Source organism: Mesorhizobium kamtschaticum (genome assembly GCF_056174585.1).
This window is the reverse complement of record NZ_CM149691.1, coordinates 2007363-2022877: the sequence shown is the minus strand read 5'-3', so window position 1 is coordinate 2022877 and position 15515 is coordinate 2007363. Positions and strand designations below refer to the sequence as shown.

The window sequence follows — 15515 nt, the reverse complement described above, 5'->3', positions numbered from 1 at the left end:
TCCTGCTACCAGCGCACGAAAAACCGCCCGCCGAGCGCGCCAAGCAAGGCAAGCGCCGCAATCGCGATCGTGTACCAGGTGGCAACGAAAAGCGGCGAATCGTCGAAACAATGCGCGGCATAGAAGGTCGCCGCCAGCCCACCGGCGAGCAGGCCCGCGACCGCGCCGGCCAGCACCGGCCGTGTCGGCGCGCCGTAGCGCAGCATCCACAGGAAGATGGCCAGCGGGCCGATGCCGATCAGCGGGATGAAGCCCATGCAGATCATCATGTTGGAGCCGACCATGCGCGTGCCCCACAACGCCTCCGGCACCATGAAGAGTTCCAGAACCACGGCCACGGCCACCAGCAGCGGCGCGGCAAGCATCCCCGCCATCGCCAGACCAGTCGGGGCGCCTGGCGTCGACAAGGCGCGGATAAGGGCGAAGGCGCTGATGGCCAGCACGATGGTGAAGACGAATTTCGACAGGAAGCGCATCGTGTGCGCGGCCACCATGAAGTCGGGGCGCGGGCCGATCGTCAGCAGGAAAACGACCGCGGCGATGACAATGGCCGCACCGGCAGCCAGCCACCAGGCCGAGCGCAATGGCATCGCCTTGCTGCCTGCATCGGCGTCGAGCGCCTTGATGAGATCCTCGGTCCTCATGTCATTCCCGCCCAAATCGCCTGGCTATGGCGGCAAGTCCGCGATGCAGCGACACACGCACCGCCGTCTCGCTGATGCCGAACTTCGCTGCCGTCTCGCCGATCGAGCGGCCTTCCACCGATACGGCCGAAACCACGGAACGCTGTGCCGGTGGCAGCCCGTCCAGGGCTCGATTGATGTCGCGCTCGCTGACGGTTTCGGTCTCCGGCTCGGCGAAGGTCTCGGCGATATCGTCGACATCGATCTCGATGCGTCGACCGCGCCGCCGGAACGCGTCGATCAGCTTGAAGCGGGCGATCGCGTAGATCCACGGCAGCACCGGCGCGTCCTGGCGCCAGGTATGCCGTTTCACATGAATGGCCAGCAAGGTTTCCTGCACGACATCCTCGGGATCGACCCCGCCCTGCACGATCTTGCGCCGGACGAAGCCGCGCACCAGCGCGGCAATCCGGTGCAGAAAGTCGGCATAGGCCTTTTCATCTCCCGCGATCGCGGCCCGCATCAGCCGGGAAAGCTCGGCCTCGTCCTTGCCGCTCACAAGAGTTCACTCCCCCGATTTTCGTGCCTCGGCACTGATTTGTTACGTGGCCGGCGAAATAATGTCCAAGCCAAACTACGGGCAAATCACGAAAGTTTGCTGGCATCGTCCTTACCTGGCGCCGAACGTCGCGCCCCAGAAATAGCTCAAGCCTCTTCGAACCGTCAGTTTCACTCGTCTGCGGCGATACTTGTTTCGCAAGCGGCCCAGAATCTGGAGATGTGTCTTGTCGATGGATGGCGTGGACGCGGCATCGTCAGCATGGGGCAACTGTGCCAATGCTTTCGCATGCATGTCAGCATAGGGCCGAGAATCGTACGTATCGAAAGGTGTCGGCGGATGATTCAACACGGTGGGATTGGTGTTGATCTCGAACACCTGGATGCGACCGTCGACAACGGTGTAGTCAATCCGGCCGTATGAAATCCTGGCCTTTTCGAAGATTGGCATCAGCGCGCCTGCGTGCGGATTGTCACGAACATAGGCGCTGTGCTCGGCCAGTTGCCGTCCCGACATACCTTTGCCAGGGTCTTTTATGAACCACTCCTGGCTGGAGAAGCAGTGCTGCGCATAGCTGTGCGCACCGATGCGATAGGCAGCGTATTTTCGGTAGTTGCCGTCGGGCTCCGCTTTTGATCCGAACTCCACCACCATGGGGCGAACAAAATTCATCTCGCGCAAATGCGAAAGCTCCCGGTCGAGCTCCGCTCGTGAAGCCAGCAGTCGCGGCGTCTTGTAAGTTGCTCCAGTCTCATCGCGCAGAAAGACGGGAAAACGCATCCCCTCCGGCAGAATTTCGGGCCGGTATACGTTGAAATCGTTGGTGCCGTCCGAAAACAGCATGCGCAGCAGCTCGAAACGTTGAAGACTTTGCCGGGGGTGATTGAGTTGACAGAGATCGGGCTGCCGCAACCTCATACGCTCGCTGAGGTCGGAGGCTGCTTCAATCTCGGCTTCGCTCAGGCGGTCCAGATCTGTCCAGATGACCGTGCCGTTGGAGATCCCAAGAAGATGCGCCGCTTCACCATAGGGAACCAAACGGACGAAATCCTGCAGATCGGTCCGAAAATAGAGGAGCAGGCTTGCCTGAGTGTAGGCATGTAAGCGATGACAAATGTAGAAAATCATGAGACACCCACCCCTTCCTCACGCATTCTCCAACGGTTGGCACAAGGAAATCGTCCATTTGTCGGGAAATTGTCGAGCAGTCACCTAAGATGATAACGGTCACATTTCGTCAACTTGTTGAAGACGACATATCAGACATGGTGGCGATGGAAACAGCTGCCTGGGGGCCCCTCGGCGCCAGCGAGGCAGTGATCCGTCGCCGCCTTTCATATGGACATACAATGATCGTGGCCCTGGTCGGGAACCTCATTGCCGGTGCGATCTGCTTCGTGGAGACAAGCCAGGACCCCCGTGAGACGCGAAAATTCCCGAAGACCTTCGCCGCCTATTCTTCGCTTGCCAGGAGCGAACCGGCGCATTCGCTCTACGTTTACAACCTGGGTGTGCGGCCCGAATTTCGCGGCACCGACATAGTTCGCCGGCTGCTGTCGCAACTAACGGACCACGGGCTTCGAGTCGGCGCACGGTGGTTGGTCGGCGACGGACGTTGCCCGTCCTATGCCGGAGCGCAGGGCGACTTTCCCGACAAGGTTCGGCCGGATCCGCTATTCCGCCAGACGATCGATGACTGGCACCGGACCGGTGTGACGCCTTCGATCGAAGCGATAACAAGGGACCCTCTGCTGCGCTTCTACAGGCGCGTTCTGCAATGTGAATTTCTGCATCTGGCGCCCGGCTTTCTGCCCGAGGATCTCAGTTCCGGCGGATTTCGCGTCATCTTCGCCGTTGACCTCGCCCCATGACAGGCCAAGGCGACCTTTTCGACCCGTTCGCGCTGGATGGCGATCCGTTTGCGGAATTCGCAAATCGTCGGAGCGCGGGAGGCGGCAGCTGGGGCAAAGCTCCTTACCCAGAGGTCGGTGAGGCGTTTTACGCCTTCAGCCACGCGCTTGTGTCGCAGGCTTTGAAACACCCGTTGTTGCTGCAAGCCCCGCCGGGCGCCTATCAGGAAGTCAGGCAGAAGATCAGTGCCAATCCGGCCTTGGATCTTTTGACCCGCTCCATGCTTTTGTCCGACCCGCCGCGGCATATGAGCCTGCGCCGCCCACTGGCCGGTTCGTTGACCTATTCCGCCGGCCGAGGGCTGTTCGACCAGCTCGCGTCCAGGGCATCGGAGCTGGTGCGATCCGCCGTGACAAAACGGGAGTTCGACGCTGTCGCCGATATCGGCCTTCCACTCGCTTTCTCAGGCCTGGAGCGCATCCTGGGTATCGGCATGGATGATCCATGGCGCATTGGTCACGATGCGCAGTGTATGGCCGATGCCTTGGACATGAGGATTGGCGGCATCAACGAGGATGCAAACGAGGCCTGTCGCCGGTTGGAAGCATGGGTCCTGCTGGCGATAGAGCGCGGCGACGTCCACCCAGGCGGCATTTCGGCTCATATGCTCGCCGAGGTCGATGCCGGCAGCTGGCACAAGGACGACGCCGTTGCAAACATCGTGTTCCTGCTGTTTGCCGGGCAGGCGACGGTTGTGGACACGTTCGGCAATGCGCTGGCGGCTCTGGCCCGTTTCCCGAGCAACTGTCGTTGCTGGAGGACGGGCGTGTCGGTTGGTCCGCGGCAGCCGAGGAACTGCTGCGTTTCTGCGCGCCTGTCCATTATGCCGGAGCGCGCATTGCCGCGGAAGATTTGCAGTTTGGTGGCGCTACCATAAAAGCCGGGCAGGCTGTTGTCCCCGTCCTGGCGAGCGCCAATAGAGACGTTTCAGTCTTTCCGGCTGGCGATCGGCTGGATCTGCATTCCGGCGCTTCATCGGCCCTCGCATTCGGTACCGGACTTCATGCCTGTCTTGGTCAGCACGTGGCCCGGGTGGAACTGGCGGTGCTGCTGGAGGCGCTGTTCACTCACGCCAAGGGCTGGCGCCTGGATATTTCCAGGGTTGTCGGGCGCCATTCGGTGCTTTTCCACGGCCTGCGAACCGCCCCAATGGTCCGAGCGGTCGACTGGCCAGCGGCTTGAATTCCGCGCTGCGATTTTTGGGAGCACCCACATCACATGGAATTATCCGCCTCCTCGTGACGTTGTGCGTGTGCGAGATAAATGTTGACTACCATGGTCAGGTATCGATAGGAGATTTCGTGCCAAACCCCAGATCGAGGACGACACCATGAAATACACGCTTTCCACGCTCGTCGGCGCGACCGCGCTGGCAATCAGCCTGATCGCCGGTCCGGCGATGGCCGGGGATGCCGGCATCATCGTCTACAACGCCCAGCACGAAAGCCTGGCCAAGGAATGGGCCGAAGGGTTCACCAAGGAGACCGGCATCAAGGTCACCTTGCGCAATGGTGGCGACAGCGATTTCTCCAACCAGATCGTCGCCGAAGGGGCCGCCTCGCCCGCCGACGTGTTCCTGACCGAGAACTCACCTGCCATGGTGCTGGTCGAGAATGCCGGTCTGTTCGCGCCGGTCGATGCCGACACGCTGGCTCAGGTGCCGCAGGACTATCAGGCCGCCAGCGGCAAATGGGTGGGCGTGGCCGCGCGCAGCACCGTCTTTGCCTACAACACGACCAAGCTCAAGGCCGACCAGTTGCCCAAGTCGCTGCTCGACCTCGCCGATCCGAGCTGGAAGGGCCGTTGGGCGGCTTCGCCCTCGGGCGCGGATTTCCAGGCCATCGTCAGCGCATTGCTGCAACTCAAGGGCGAGGCCGCCACGGCGGACTGGCTGAAGGCGATGAAGGAGAACTTCACCGCCTACAAGGGCAACAGCACGGTGATGAAGGCGGTCAATGCCGGCGAGATCGAAGGCGGCGTGATCTACCACTATTATTACTTCGGCGATCAGGCCAAGACCGGCGAGAACAGCAAGAATGTCGCGCTGCATTATTTCAAGAACCAGGATCCGGGCGCTTTCGTCTCGGTCTCCGGTGGCGGCGTGCTCGCCTCGAGCAAGCATCCGAAGGAAGCCCAGGCGTTCCTGAAATGGGTGACCGGCAAGGGCGGCCAGGATGTGCTGAAGAACGGAACCGCCTTTGAATACGCGGTCGGCAAGGGCGCCGAGTCCAATCCGAAGCTGGTGCCGCTGGTTGATCTGCAGGCACCGAAGGTCGACGCCACGACGCTGAACTCCAAGAAGGTCACCGACCTGATGACGGCAGCCGGCTTGCTTTAGTTGCCGTTCGTCCTGATAAGGACGTCAGACCGTGCTCCCGCGGGACCTTGCCTTCCGCGGGAGCGTTTTATTTTCGAGATGGCCTTCGTCGATGACGACACGCTGCGTTCCTGACCGCCGACCGTGGTCCTTCAATTGCTGCCGCCGGACGGCAGCGGCACGGCGTCTGACCTGATGCAGTCCGCCGTCGATCTCACGCGCTCGGACCTGCCGATGAAGATGCGTCGAAGGCCGCAACGGCGGGCAGCACCCTGGCTTGTCACAGCCGCCGTCTTCGTCTCGCTGCTCGCCCTTGTGCCGCTGGCCTTCATCATCTGGATCGCAGTGCAGACGGGCTGGGAGACCGTTTCAGCGCTGGTCTTCCGGCCGCGCGTCGGCGAGTTGCTGGTCAACACCACGCTGCTGGTGCTGCTGGCCGTGCCGATCGCCATCGTGCTGTCTGTTGCGTTGGCCTGGCTGACAGAGCGCAGCGACCTGCCCGGCGCCAGGCTGTGGGCCTGGTTGTGCGTGGCGCCGCTCGCCATTCCCGCTTTCGTGCACTCCTATGGCTGGATCTCCATGGTGCCCGGGCTGCACGGCCTGTGGGCCGGCGTGCTGGTGTCGGTGATCGCCTATTTTCCCTTCCTCTATTTGCCCGTATCGGCGGCGCTGCGTCGTCTCGATCCGGCCCTGGAGGATGCTGCCGCCGCCCTTGGCCTTGGACCCTGGCGCGTCTTCTGGCGTGTCGTGGTGCCGCAACTCAGGCTCGCCATTTGCGGCGGCTCGTTGCTGGTCGGACTGCATCTGCTGGCCGAATACGGCCTCTATGTCTTCATCCGCTTCGACACCTTCACCACGGCCATCGTCGACCAGTTCCAGTCGACCTTCAACGGGCCGGCCGCCAACATGCTGGCCGGCGTGCTGGTGACCTGTTGCTTCGTGCTTCTGGGCCTCGAAGTGCTGGTGCGCGGCGAGGAGCGCTATGCCCGTGTCGGCTCCGGCGCGGCGCGCTACCAGCAACGCACACGCCTCGGCCGCGCCACCGTACCGAGCCTGCTCTTGCTTGTCGTCACCACGCTGCTGGCGCTTGGCGTACCGTTCATCACCATCGGCCGCTGGCTCGTCGCCGGCGGCGCCGACGTCTGGCGTCTCGACGAGATTGGCCTGGCGCTCGGCCAGACGCTGTTCCTGGCGGTTGCCGGAGCACTGCTCGCCACTGTCGCCGCCATGCCGATGGCCTGGATCTCGATCCGCGCGCCGGGACCATTGCAGCGCCTGCTGGAGGGTTGCAACTACATCGTCGGCTCGCTACCGGGTGTCGTCATCGCGCTGGCGCTGGTCACCATCACCGTGCGCATCGCCCTGCCACTCTATCAGACGCTGTTCACCATCCTGGTCGCCTATGCACTCATGTTCCTGCCGCGTGCCCTGGTCAGCCTGCGCGCCTCGATCGCCCAGGCGCCGGTCGAACTCGAGCGCGCCGCGTCCAGCCTCGGCCGGCGTCCGCTCAACGCGCTGTGGTCGACGACCATCCGCCTGTCGGCGCCCGGTGCCGCGGCCGGCATGGCGCTGGTGGCGCTCGGCATCATGAACGAGCTGACCGCGACCCAGATGCTGGCGCCGAACGGCACCCGCACGCTGGCGATGGCGTTCTGGTCCTACAGCGGCGAGATCGACTACGCCTCGGCTGCCCCTTACGCCTTCATCATGGTGGCGATGTCGCTGCCCCTGACCTGGCTGCTCTATGTCCAGTCGAAACGGATGGCCGGACGATGAGCTTTCTCGAAATCAGCGGTCTGCACAAGCATTACGGCCCGGTCGCAGCCCTTGCCGGCGTCGACCTCAGTGTCGCCAGCGGCAGCCGGACCGCAATCGTCGGCCCCTCCGGCTGCGGCAAGACCACCTTGCTGCGGCTGATCGCCGGTTTCGAGGCGCCTGACCAGGGCCGCATCGTGCTCGACGGCGAAGTGCTGGCCAATGGTGGCGCCGCTGTCCCGGCACATCGCCGCGGCATCGGCGTGGTGGCGCAGGACGGCGCCCTGTTCCCGCATCTGACCATATCGGACAATATCGGTTTCGGCATGGACCGGGGCGAGGACAAGCGCGCCGAACGCATCATCGAACTCGCCTATATCGTCGGGCTGGACAAGGCGATCCTCAAGCGCCGCCCGCACGAACTCTCCGGCGGCCAGCAGCAGCGCGTGGCGCTCGCCCGCGCCATGGCGATGAAGCCGCGGCTGATGCTGCTCGATGAGCCGTTCTCGGCGTTGGACACGGGTCTGCGCGCCTCGATGCGCAAGGCGGTGGCCGAACTGCTGGAGGCGGCCGGCATCACCACCATCCTGGTGACGCACGACCAGGCCGAGGCGCTGTCCTTCGCTGCCCAGGTGGCGGTGATGCGCGACGGCAAGTTCTCGCAGGTCGGCACGCCGCGCGATCTCTACCTCAAGCCGAAGGACAGGATGATCGCCGAGTTCCTCGGCGACGCCATCATCCTGCCGGCGAAGATCGCGGGTGGCTTCGCCAACTCGCCGCTCGGCCGCATCGCAGTCGACACCAATGAGAGCCGCGATATTGCCCGCATCATGCTGCGGCCGGAGCAGATTGCCCTGAAGAGAACATCGCGCGAAGGCATGTCGGGCACCACTGACATGTTGTTCGGCGAAGTGACGGAATCGGAATTCGCCGGATCGACATGCACGATCGCGGTGCGGCTCCTGAACAATGCCGATCCGCCGGATGCGGCCGCGATCGGCAACACGCCGCTGATCTTGCGCAAATCCGGCATGGACGCGCCGGCGGTCGGCGAGATCGTCCGGCTCACCGTGTCGGGAAAGGCGCATGTATTCGCCTGAGCAGTCGAGCGGGGCGCCGGTCAGCGCCCAATGAGGCTCCAGATCAGAGCGCCGGCTCGGGCACGGACGCCTTGAAGACATCGAGGCGGCTTCCCGTCTCCGACGAGAAGAAATGCATGTCCTCCGGCAAGACCTTCAGGCCGACGGTGCTGCCGGGCTCGGGGTGGATGGCCTCCGACGTCATCACCGAAAACGGCGCGCCGTCGAGATCGACATAGATGACCCGCCCCGCGCCCAGTTCCTCGACCAGGTCGACGGTGGCGTCGAGCGCGCCGGCCGTGCCGGGCGCCACCAGCCGAACGGCTTCCGGCCGGATGCCCATCGCGACCTTCGTGCCGACTGGCAGGCCGGCGCGTGTCATCGCCAGGCGCCGGCTGCCGCCGAGCAGCGACAGCCCGTCGAGCTCGACCGTGCCTTCGAGAATGTTCATCGCCGGCGCGCCGACGAAGGTGGCAACGAAGCGGCTGGCCGGGCGGGTGTAGATCTCACCTGGCGTACCGACCTGCTCGACCTTTCCGCCGTTCATGATCACCAGCCGGTCGGCCAGCGTCATCGCCTCGACCTGATCGTGAGTGACGAAGACGGAGGTGGCGTTCAGCCGGCGATGCAGCTTGCGGATTTCCGAGCGCATCTGGACACGCAGCTTGGCGTCGAGATTGGACAACGGCTCGTCGAACAGGAACACTTTCGGCTCGCGGATCATGGCGCGGCCCATGGCGACGCGCTGCCTCTGGCCGCCGGAAAGCGCCATCGGCTTGCGGTCGAGCAGATGTTCGAGTTCGAGCGTGCGGGCGACCGCCTGAATGCGCTGTGTGCGTTCGGCGGCGGGAACGCCGGCCACCTTGAGCGAATAGCCGATGTTTTGCGCCACGCTCATATGCGGATAGAGCGCGTAGTTCTGGAACACCATGGCGCAGCCGCGCTCGCGTGGTTCCAGTCTGTTGACGACGATGCCGTCGATCGCGATCGTGCCGCCGGAAATGTCTTCCAGCCCGGCGATCATGCGCAGCAGCGTGGACTTGCCGCAGCCGGAAGGCCCGAGGATGACGACAAATTCCCCCGAGGCGAAGTCGAGGTCGACACCGTGCACGACCTGCGTCTTGGCGTAATTCTTCTTGACGCCGCGAATGGTGATGGAGGCCATTTTTTGTCTCCTGTTATTTCTCGGTGGCGATCAGGCCACGCACAATCCAGCGTTGCATGAGCACCACGACAAGCAGCGGCGGCAGCATGACGATCAGCGTGCCGGCCATGGCAATGTGCCATTCCGGAGTGCCGCCGACATTGGGGATCAGCTGTTTGAGCTCGGTCACCGCCATCGCGTGCGACTGGTCGGTGGTGATGAGCAGCGGCCACAGATACTGGTTCCAGGCCCACAGGAACATGATGGTGCCGAGCGCGGCCATGTTGTTGCGCGACAGCGGCAAAAGCACATCGATGAAGAAACGCAGTGGCCCTGCACCATCCATACGCGCTGCCTCGGTGAGCTCATCAGGCACGGTCAGGAAGAACTGCCGGTACAGGAACGTCCCGGTCGCGGTGGCGACCAGCGGCAGTATCAGGCCGGGATAGGAATTGAGCAGCCCGAGGCTGAGCGAGACCTGTACGCCTGACACCTTCTCGATCAGCCAGCCCAAGCCTGTCACGTCGAGGATGGCTTGATAGGGCGACAGCACATTGGCGACGACCGCGTAGGTCGGCACGATGCGCACTTCCAGCGGCAGCATCAGGGTGACGAAGATCAGCCAGAAGATAAACATCCGGCCGGGAAAGCGGAAATAGACGATCGAAAAGGCGGTGAGCGCCGAAATGATCACTTTGCCCGCCGCCACGCCGCCGGCGACGATGAAGCTGTTGAGCAGCTTGGGGCCGAGATCGGCCGTCACCCACGCCGTCTTGATGTTGACCCAGAAGTCGCTGCCCGGCATCAGCGACATCGGCACATCGTTGACATCCCGCAGGTTGTGCGACGCGGCGATGGCGACGACCACGAACGGCGCGACGCAGAAGACAAAACCGACGAACAGGATCAGATGCGTGAAGAAATTGAGGAATGGGGTGCGCTCTACCATGTCATCCTCACCCGTAGTGCACGCGCCGCTCGATGAAGCGGAACTGGAAGATGGTGAGCACGATGATGAGCAGCATCAGGATGATGCTCTGCGCGGCGGCGCCCGAATAATCCAAACCTTTGAAGCCGTCGGAATAGATCTTGTAGACCATCAGATTGGTCGCATTCGCCGGGCCGCCTGATGTCATGATGTCGACGATGCCGAAGGAATCCTGGAAGCTTTCGGTGATGTTGATGACCAAAAGGAAGAAGATCGTCGGCGTGATCAGCGGGAACTGGATGTCCCAGAAACGCCTGATGACACCCGAACCGTCCATTGCGGCGGCCTCGATCAGCGAGCGGGGTATGGCCTGGAACGCGGCCATGAAGAAAATGAAGTTGTAGCCGACATATTTCCACGAGAAGGCGACGATGATCGACGCCATGGCATCCGCGCCATCGAGACCCGGATCCCAGATCCCCGGCCACATCCGGTTGATGACGGAAAGGAACCCCGCCTCCGGCGCCAGGATGAAGCGGAACGCCAGCGCCAGCGCCGGTGCGGCGATGCCGTAGGGCCAGATCAGCACCACGCGATAGAGGCGCGAGCCTGCGAGCTGCCGATCGGTCAAGGCAGCGAGCACGAGCGCGATGAACATCGCAAGCCCGGTGCTGATCCCGGCAAAGACGAGGCTGGCGGTGATCGAATTCCAGTAGTCGGCGTTGGCCAGGATCGAGCGGAAATTGTCGAGCCCGACCCAGATGTTGCCGCCGCCCCAGGGCTGCTGCAACGTCAGCGACCAGTACACCGCCTGGCCGGCCGGCCAGTAGAAGAACGTGAAGATCAGGAGCAGCTGCGGCACCGCGAAAAGGATGCCGATCGTCCAGCTGCTGAAAGTGACGCGTTTTTCCATCGGTCCGCCGATGCCGCTGAGCGGCCAGTCACGTTTGCATTAAATACGCGAAACAACCGCCCGTCGACTCGAAGCACAGGAGTCGACGGGCGGCCTGAAAATTTCCAGCGATCAGGGCAGGGTCTTGCCCGGATAGGTCTGCTGGAAGCGGTCGAGGATGGCGTCGCCATTCTTGACCAGCGTGTCGAGGCCTTCCTGGACGCTGACCTTGTTGGCGAAGATCGCCTGCATCTGCGTGCCGAACTCGGCGCGGATCTGGGTGAAGTTGCCCAGCCGGATGCCGCGGGTGATTTCGGTCGGCTCGGACGCGGTCAGGCTGGCGATGGCGACTTCGCGACCCTTGTAGGGGGCCTTGTCGTAGAAGCCCTGGCCTTTCAGGTAATCGAAGCCCGACTTCGTCACCGGGATGTAGCCGGTGTTGGTCGACCAGAACAAGGCGGTCTTGGGATCGTGGATGAAGTTCAAGAAGGCCGCCGCGCCCTTGTATTCGGCATCCGACTTGCCGGAAAGCACCCACAGCGAAGCGCCGCCGACGAGCGAATTCTTGCGCTCCGTGCCGGCATAGACCGGCAGTTCGGCGACATCCCAGTTCATGCCTTCCTTCTGGGTCCTGCCGACCGTGCCGTGGTCACCGACCGAGGTCAGGATGACCTGGCAGGTGCCCGAGGCGAAGGCTTGGACCATGTCCTGGCCGAGATCCTTGGACTTGATCTTGATCAGACCGGCGTCATACCACTTCTTGAGGTCGGTGACGTACTGGACGAACTTGGTCTTGTTGACTTCGAGACGCGCATCAAGACCGTCATAGCCATTGTTCTTGGTCGCGATCGGCTGGTTGTGGAGCGCCGAGAACTGCTCCATCAGCTGCCAGCTTTCGTTGGCCGAGATGTTGATGGCCATCGGGCATTCGTAGCCGGCATCCTTCATCGCCTTGAGGTCGGCGCCGACATCTTCCCAGGTCTTCGGCGCCTCGGTCTTGCCGATCTTGGCGAAGGCGTCCTTGTTCCAGTACATCAGCGGGGTCGAGGAATTGAACGGGAAGGACAGCATCTCGCCCTTCGACGTCGCGTAGTAGCGCGCGATGCCGGGGAAATAGTCGGCGTAGTCGATCTTGTAGCCGTTTTCTTCCATCAGCTTGTCAGCGGGCTTGTAGGCGCCCGACAGCATCATGGTGGCGGTGCCAACGTCGTAGACCTGGACGACGGCGGGCTGCTTGCCGGCGCGGAAGGCGGCGATAGTGTTCTGCAGCGTGGCGTCGTAATTGCCCTGACTGGTGCAGACGACTTCATAGTCGGTCTGCGAGGCATTGAAGTTCTTGCACATCGTATCGACGACACGGGCGAGATCGCCCGAAAGGCCGAACCAGAAATCGAATTTTACCGGTTCCGCAAAGGCAGGCATCGCCAGCGCGGTGCTGAGCGCACCAGCGGCGAGGGCAACGAAGCCCCGCTTGATCATAGTCATGGTTTTTCCCTCTTGAGTGGCTGGTGACAAGGGTCTTGCGCAAGTCCTTGCCGGCTCTCTTAGAGAAGGTATGTGACAGTTCTGTTGTGGCTCTCCGGCCTTTGCACAGCTGCTCGCTCCTCTCCCTCGGCGGCTTGGCCGGCATCAACACGGCACACCGGCGTCTGAGGTAGCTAGGGCGACTGTCGAATACGTAAAGACCATGATTATCCGGCTAAAGGACGATGAAATGCTGTGCGGCGACTGACGGGCGTGCGCCGGGGAAGCACGCTCTGGTTGCAGGGAGCCTTATCGATCCTTCAACAGCCAAGCAGTAATCAGTCATATTTCGTTTTTATTTCCAATGGGCTTGGGGAAATAAGATGTTGACGGTCTACAATTGTATCGTGAACCAGCACGATTTGAGACTGGTCGCACTCGCCGCGCTGATCTGCGGAATTTCTTGTTTCTCTGCTGTCAGCCTGCTTCATCACATCAGCCGCTCGACAGACCGGAACCGGCTTGCCTGGCTGATGATTGCGGCCACCTCGACCGGCTTCGGCATCTGGGCAACGCATTTCATCGCCATGCTTGCGTTCACACCGGGCATACCCAGTGCCTACGATCCGTGGCTCTCCGTGCTCTCGCTCGCCGCTTCGGTCACGCTGACGGCGGCCGGCATGTGGATCGCCACCTTGCGCGACGAGTTCGAGTATCATCTCGTCGGCGGCGCCGTTCTGGGCGGCGGTATCGCGGCCATGCACTACATCGGCATGGCGGCATTCGAGGTCCAGGGCCGCATCGAATGGAACCTGTTGCTCGTCGCCGTTTCCCTGCTGGCCGGCGTGACACTCGGGGCGCTGGCGCTGCGTGTCGTTCTGCGCCGCCCCTCCCTATCAGCCACATCCGTCGGCGCGGTGCTGCTGACGCTGGCCATCTGCACCTTGCATTTCATCGGCATGGGCGCTGTCTCGATCTTTCCCGATTCCTCGATCGTCATATCCGAATACACGATCGAGCCGACCTCGCAGGCCTTCGCGGCCGCGGCCGCCACGCTGGTGATCCTGGTGCTGTCGGCATCGGCGCTGTGGATCGATTTGCGCTTCCGTCGCCAGAAGCTCGAGGTCGATCGCATGCACGGCCTGGCCAACGCCGCCGTGGAGGGCCTGATCGTCTGCGACGGCAATCGCATCGTCAGCGCCAATGACAGCATGGGCAGGCTGACCGGCACGCTGGCAGCAGCGCTGAACGGCATGGAACTGGGCGAGCTCTTCGACGAACACACCGCAACCGACGCGGCCAGCCTGGAAGGCCAGCCGCGGGAGGCGGAGTTGAGGAACCGCGACGGAACGCTAATTCCCGTTGAGCTGATCGCCCGAAGCATCGACTATTGCGGCAAGCCCCACAACGTCATCGCCGTCCGCGACATCCGTGAACGCAAGAAGGCGGAGCAGGAGATCCTCCGCCTCGCTCATTTCGACCCGCTGACGGGACTTGCCAACCGCCGCTCCTTTTCCAGCCGTCTCGACATGGAAATTGCATCCATGAAACGGACCGCCAATGCCGACAAGGGCGTCAAAGGCCGGCACCTTGCGCTTCTGCTGTTCGACCTCGACCGCTTCAAGGAGGTGAACGACCTTTACGGACATGGCGCCGGCGATGCGATGCTGCAGAAGGTGGCAAGCTGCGCAGCCGGCATTCTGCGCCACGGACAGATGCTTGCGCGCCTCGGCGGCGACGAATTCGCCATCATCGCCCCCAACCTGCCCGACCCGCAGGCGGCGGGCCGCATCGCCGGCTCGCTGCTCGCCGCCATGCGCGAGGAAAACCGGGCCGCGGTTGGCGGCGGCCTGGTCTCGGCCAGCATCGGCATCGCGATCTATCCGCTCGATGCCGAAGACCAGACCAGCCTGATCAGCCATGCCGACACGGCACTCTACCGCGCCAAGACCGAAGGCAGGGACACTTTTCGCTATTTCGAGGCGTCGATGGGCGCCGAGGCCCGCGACAAGCGCGTGATGGAACACGAATTGCGCCAGGCCGTCGTGCGTGGTGAATTCTACCTCGTCTACCAGCCGCAGAAGGAGATCAGCAGCGGCAAGATGCTTGGCTTCGAAGCCCTGATCCGCTGGCGCCATCCCGAACGCGGCGACGTTTCCCCTGCAATATTCATCCCTGTGGCCGAGGACAGCGGCGCGATTGGGCAGATCGGCGACTGGGTACTCGACGCGGCCTGCGCGGAAGCCGCCCGCTGGGAGAATCCGCTGACGATCGCCGTCAACGTCTCCGCGGTACAGCTTCACAATCCCAATTTCAGCCGCAAGGTGCACGAGACCCTGCTGAAGACAGGTCTTGCCGCAACCAGGTTGGAACTCGAGATCACCGAAACCGCACTGGTGAAGGACATGCCGCGTGCGCTGGCAAGCCTGCGGCAGGTCAAGGCGCTTGGCGTGCGCGTCGCCATGGACGATTTCGGAACCGGCTATTCCTCTCTCTCGAACCTCCGCGCCTTCCCCTTCGACAAGATCAAGATCGACTCCTCCTTCATCAAGGCGGTCGACACCAACGGCCAGGTCGCGGCGATCGTGCGCGCCGTGCTGGGGCTGGGGCGCGGCCTTGGCCTGCCGGTTCTTGCCGAAGGCGTCGAGACGCTTGGCGAGCTGAAGTTCCTGGATGCGGAAGCCTGTGAGATCGGCCAGGGCTACTATCTCGGCAAGCCGGCGCCGATCGAAGCGTTCGACGACCTGACCGGCCACGCCAAGCCCACGCGGGTACGGACCGCCAAACATCAGGATAGCGGCGGCCTCGTATTGCTCAAGCCAAGCGTGCGCTCAGCCTGATCG

The 15515-nt window shown here is 62.9% G+C and carries 14 protein-coding genes; 7 read left to right on the top strand and 7 right to left on the bottom strand.

The window, feature by feature from the left end:
• Positions 1–5: 5 nt before the first annotated feature.
• From AC0V7N_RS09980 to AC0V7N_RS09970, 3 genes are all read right to left on the bottom strand, one after another.
• On the bottom strand, positions 6–644 hold the full coding sequence (locus AC0V7N_RS09980) for an NrsF family protein (RefSeq protein WP_475456894.1): 639 nt from the start codon (positions 642–644) through the stop codon (positions 6–8).
• A 1-nt stretch (position 645) separates the two neighbouring features.
• Entirely contained in the window at positions 646–1182 is a 537-nt protein-coding gene (locus AC0V7N_RS09975) for a sigma-70 family RNA polymerase sigma factor (protein ID WP_496627817.1), read from the bottom strand.
• A 111-nt stretch (positions 1183–1293) separates the two neighbouring features.
• A complete protein-coding gene (locus tag AC0V7N_RS09970; RefSeq protein WP_475456892.1) occupies positions 1294–2310 on the bottom strand; it encodes a hypothetical protein in 1017 nt (338 codons plus the stop codon).
• Between the two features lie 221 nt (positions 2311–2531).
• Here AC0V7N_RS09970 and AC0V7N_RS09965 point away from each other — a divergent pair, with 221 nt between their 5' ends.
• The 6 genes from AC0V7N_RS09965 to AC0V7N_RS09940 all read left to right on the top strand — a co-directional run bounded on the left by AC0V7N_RS09965 (position 2532) and on the right by AC0V7N_RS09940 (position 8265).
• Complete coding sequence (locus AC0V7N_RS09965) at positions 2532–3053, top strand: N-acetyltransferase (protein WP_475456890.1); 522 nt, start codon at positions 2532–2534, stop codon at positions 3051–3053.
• Positions 3050–3970 (top strand): cytochrome P450 family protein, encoded by a 921-nt coding sequence (locus AC0V7N_RS09960; protein WP_496627816.1) that lies wholly within the window; start codon positions 3050–3052, stop codon positions 3968–3970. The genes AC0V7N_RS09965 and AC0V7N_RS09960 overlap by 4 nt, the downstream gene beginning before the upstream one ends.
• Positions 3889–4275, top strand: coding sequence for a cytochrome P450 (locus AC0V7N_RS09955; RefSeq protein WP_496628004.1), 387 nt, complete (start codon positions 3889–3891; stop codon positions 4273–4275). The genes AC0V7N_RS09960 and AC0V7N_RS09955 overlap by 82 nt, the downstream gene beginning before the upstream one ends.
• Before the next feature lie 148 nt (positions 4276–4423).
• A complete protein-coding gene (locus tag AC0V7N_RS09950; RefSeq protein ID WP_475456886.1) occupies positions 4424–5431 on the top strand; it encodes an iron ABC transporter substrate-binding protein in 1008 nt (335 codons plus the stop codon).
• Positions 5432–5605: 174 nt separating this feature from the next.
• A complete protein-coding gene (locus AC0V7N_RS09945) occupies positions 5606–7186 on the top strand; it encodes an ABC transporter permease (protein WP_475460265.1) in 1581 nt (526 codons plus the stop codon).
• Positions 7183–8265 carry an ABC transporter ATP-binding protein gene (locus AC0V7N_RS09940; protein ID WP_475456884.1) on the top strand — a complete coding sequence of 361 codons (1083 nt, stop codon included), beginning with the start codon at positions 7183–7185 and terminating at the stop codon, positions 8263–8265. The genes AC0V7N_RS09945 and AC0V7N_RS09940 overlap by 4 nt, the downstream gene beginning before the upstream one ends.
• Positions 8266–8308: 43 nt before the next feature.
• Here AC0V7N_RS09940 and ugpC read toward each other — a convergent pair whose 3' ends face one another.
• From ugpC to AC0V7N_RS09920, 4 genes are all read right to left on the bottom strand, one after another.
• A complete protein-coding gene (gene ugpC, locus AC0V7N_RS09935) occupies positions 8309–9409 on the bottom strand; it encodes a sn-glycerol-3-phosphate ABC transporter ATP-binding protein UgpC (RefSeq protein WP_475456882.1) in 1101 nt (366 codons plus the stop codon).
• A 13-nt stretch (positions 9410–9422) separates the two neighbouring features.
• Positions 9423–10337, bottom strand: a complete 915-nt coding sequence (locus AC0V7N_RS09930) for an ABC transporter permease subunit (RefSeq protein ID WP_475456880.1) — start codon at positions 10335–10337, stop codon at positions 9423–9425.
• A gap of 7 nt (positions 10338–10344) precedes the next feature.
• Positions 10345–11229, bottom strand: coding sequence for a carbohydrate ABC transporter permease (locus AC0V7N_RS09925; protein WP_475456878.1), 885 nt, complete (start codon positions 11227–11229; stop codon positions 10345–10347).
• A 111-nt stretch (positions 11230–11340) separates the two neighbouring features.
• Positions 11341–12693 carry an extracellular solute-binding protein gene (locus tag AC0V7N_RS09920; RefSeq protein ID WP_475456876.1) on the bottom strand — a complete coding sequence of 451 codons (1353 nt, stop codon included), beginning with the start codon at positions 12691–12693 and terminating at the stop codon, positions 11341–11343.
• Between the two features lie 362 nt (positions 12694–13055).
• Between AC0V7N_RS09920 and AC0V7N_RS09915 the strand changes: the two genes are divergently transcribed.
• Positions 13056–15512, top strand: a complete 2457-nt coding sequence (locus AC0V7N_RS09915) for a putative bifunctional diguanylate cyclase/phosphodiesterase (protein ID WP_475456874.1) — start codon at positions 13056–13058, stop codon at positions 15510–15512.
• Positions 15513–15515 lie beyond the last annotated feature (3 nt).

What these genes read in the sequence shown, in the direction of transcription:
- ugpC (WP_475456882.1), bottom strand. Translation starts at nt 9,409, where the DNA reads ATGGCCTCCATCACCATTCGCGGCGTCAAGAAGAATTACGCCAAGACG.
- AC0V7N_RS09965 (WP_475456890.1), top strand. Translation starts at nt 2,532, where the DNA reads ATGATCGTGGCCCTGGTCGGGAACCTCATTGCCGGTGCGATCTGCTTC.
- AC0V7N_RS09945 (WP_475460265.1), top strand. Translation starts at nt 5,606, where the DNA reads ATGCAGTCCGCCGTCGATCTCACGCGCTCGGACCTGCCGATGAAGATG.
- AC0V7N_RS09925 (WP_475456878.1), bottom strand. Translation starts at nt 11,229, where the DNA reads ATGGAAAAACGCGTCACTTTCAGCAGCTGGACGATCGGCATCCTTTTC.
- AC0V7N_RS09930 (WP_475456880.1), bottom strand. Translation starts at nt 10,337, where the DNA reads ATGGTAGAGCGCACCCCATTCCTCAATTTCTTCACGCATCTGATCCTG.
- AC0V7N_RS09920 (WP_475456876.1), bottom strand. Translation starts at nt 12,693, where the DNA reads ATGACTATGATCAAGCGGGGCTTCGTTGCCCTCGCCGCTGGTGCGCTC.
- AC0V7N_RS09980 (WP_475456894.1), bottom strand. Translation starts at nt 644, where the DNA reads ATGAGGACCGAGGATCTCATCAAGGCGCTCGACGCCGATGCAGGCAGC.
- AC0V7N_RS09940 (WP_475456884.1), top strand. Translation starts at nt 7,183, where the DNA reads ATGAGCTTTCTCGAAATCAGCGGTCTGCACAAGCATTACGGCCCGGTC.
- AC0V7N_RS09970 (WP_475456892.1), bottom strand. Translation starts at nt 2,310, where the DNA reads ATGATTTTCTACATTTGTCATCGCTTACATGCCTACACTCAGGCAAGC.
- AC0V7N_RS09915 (WP_475456874.1), top strand. Translation starts at nt 13,056, where the DNA reads ATGTTGACGGTCTACAATTGTATCGTGAACCAGCACGATTTGAGACTG.
- AC0V7N_RS09950 (WP_475456886.1), top strand. Translation starts at nt 4,424, where the DNA reads ATGAAATACACGCTTTCCACGCTCGTCGGCGCGACCGCGCTGGCAATC.
- AC0V7N_RS09960 (WP_496627816.1), top strand. Translation starts at nt 3,050, where the DNA reads ATGACAGGCCAAGGCGACCTTTTCGACCCGTTCGCGCTGGATGGCGAT.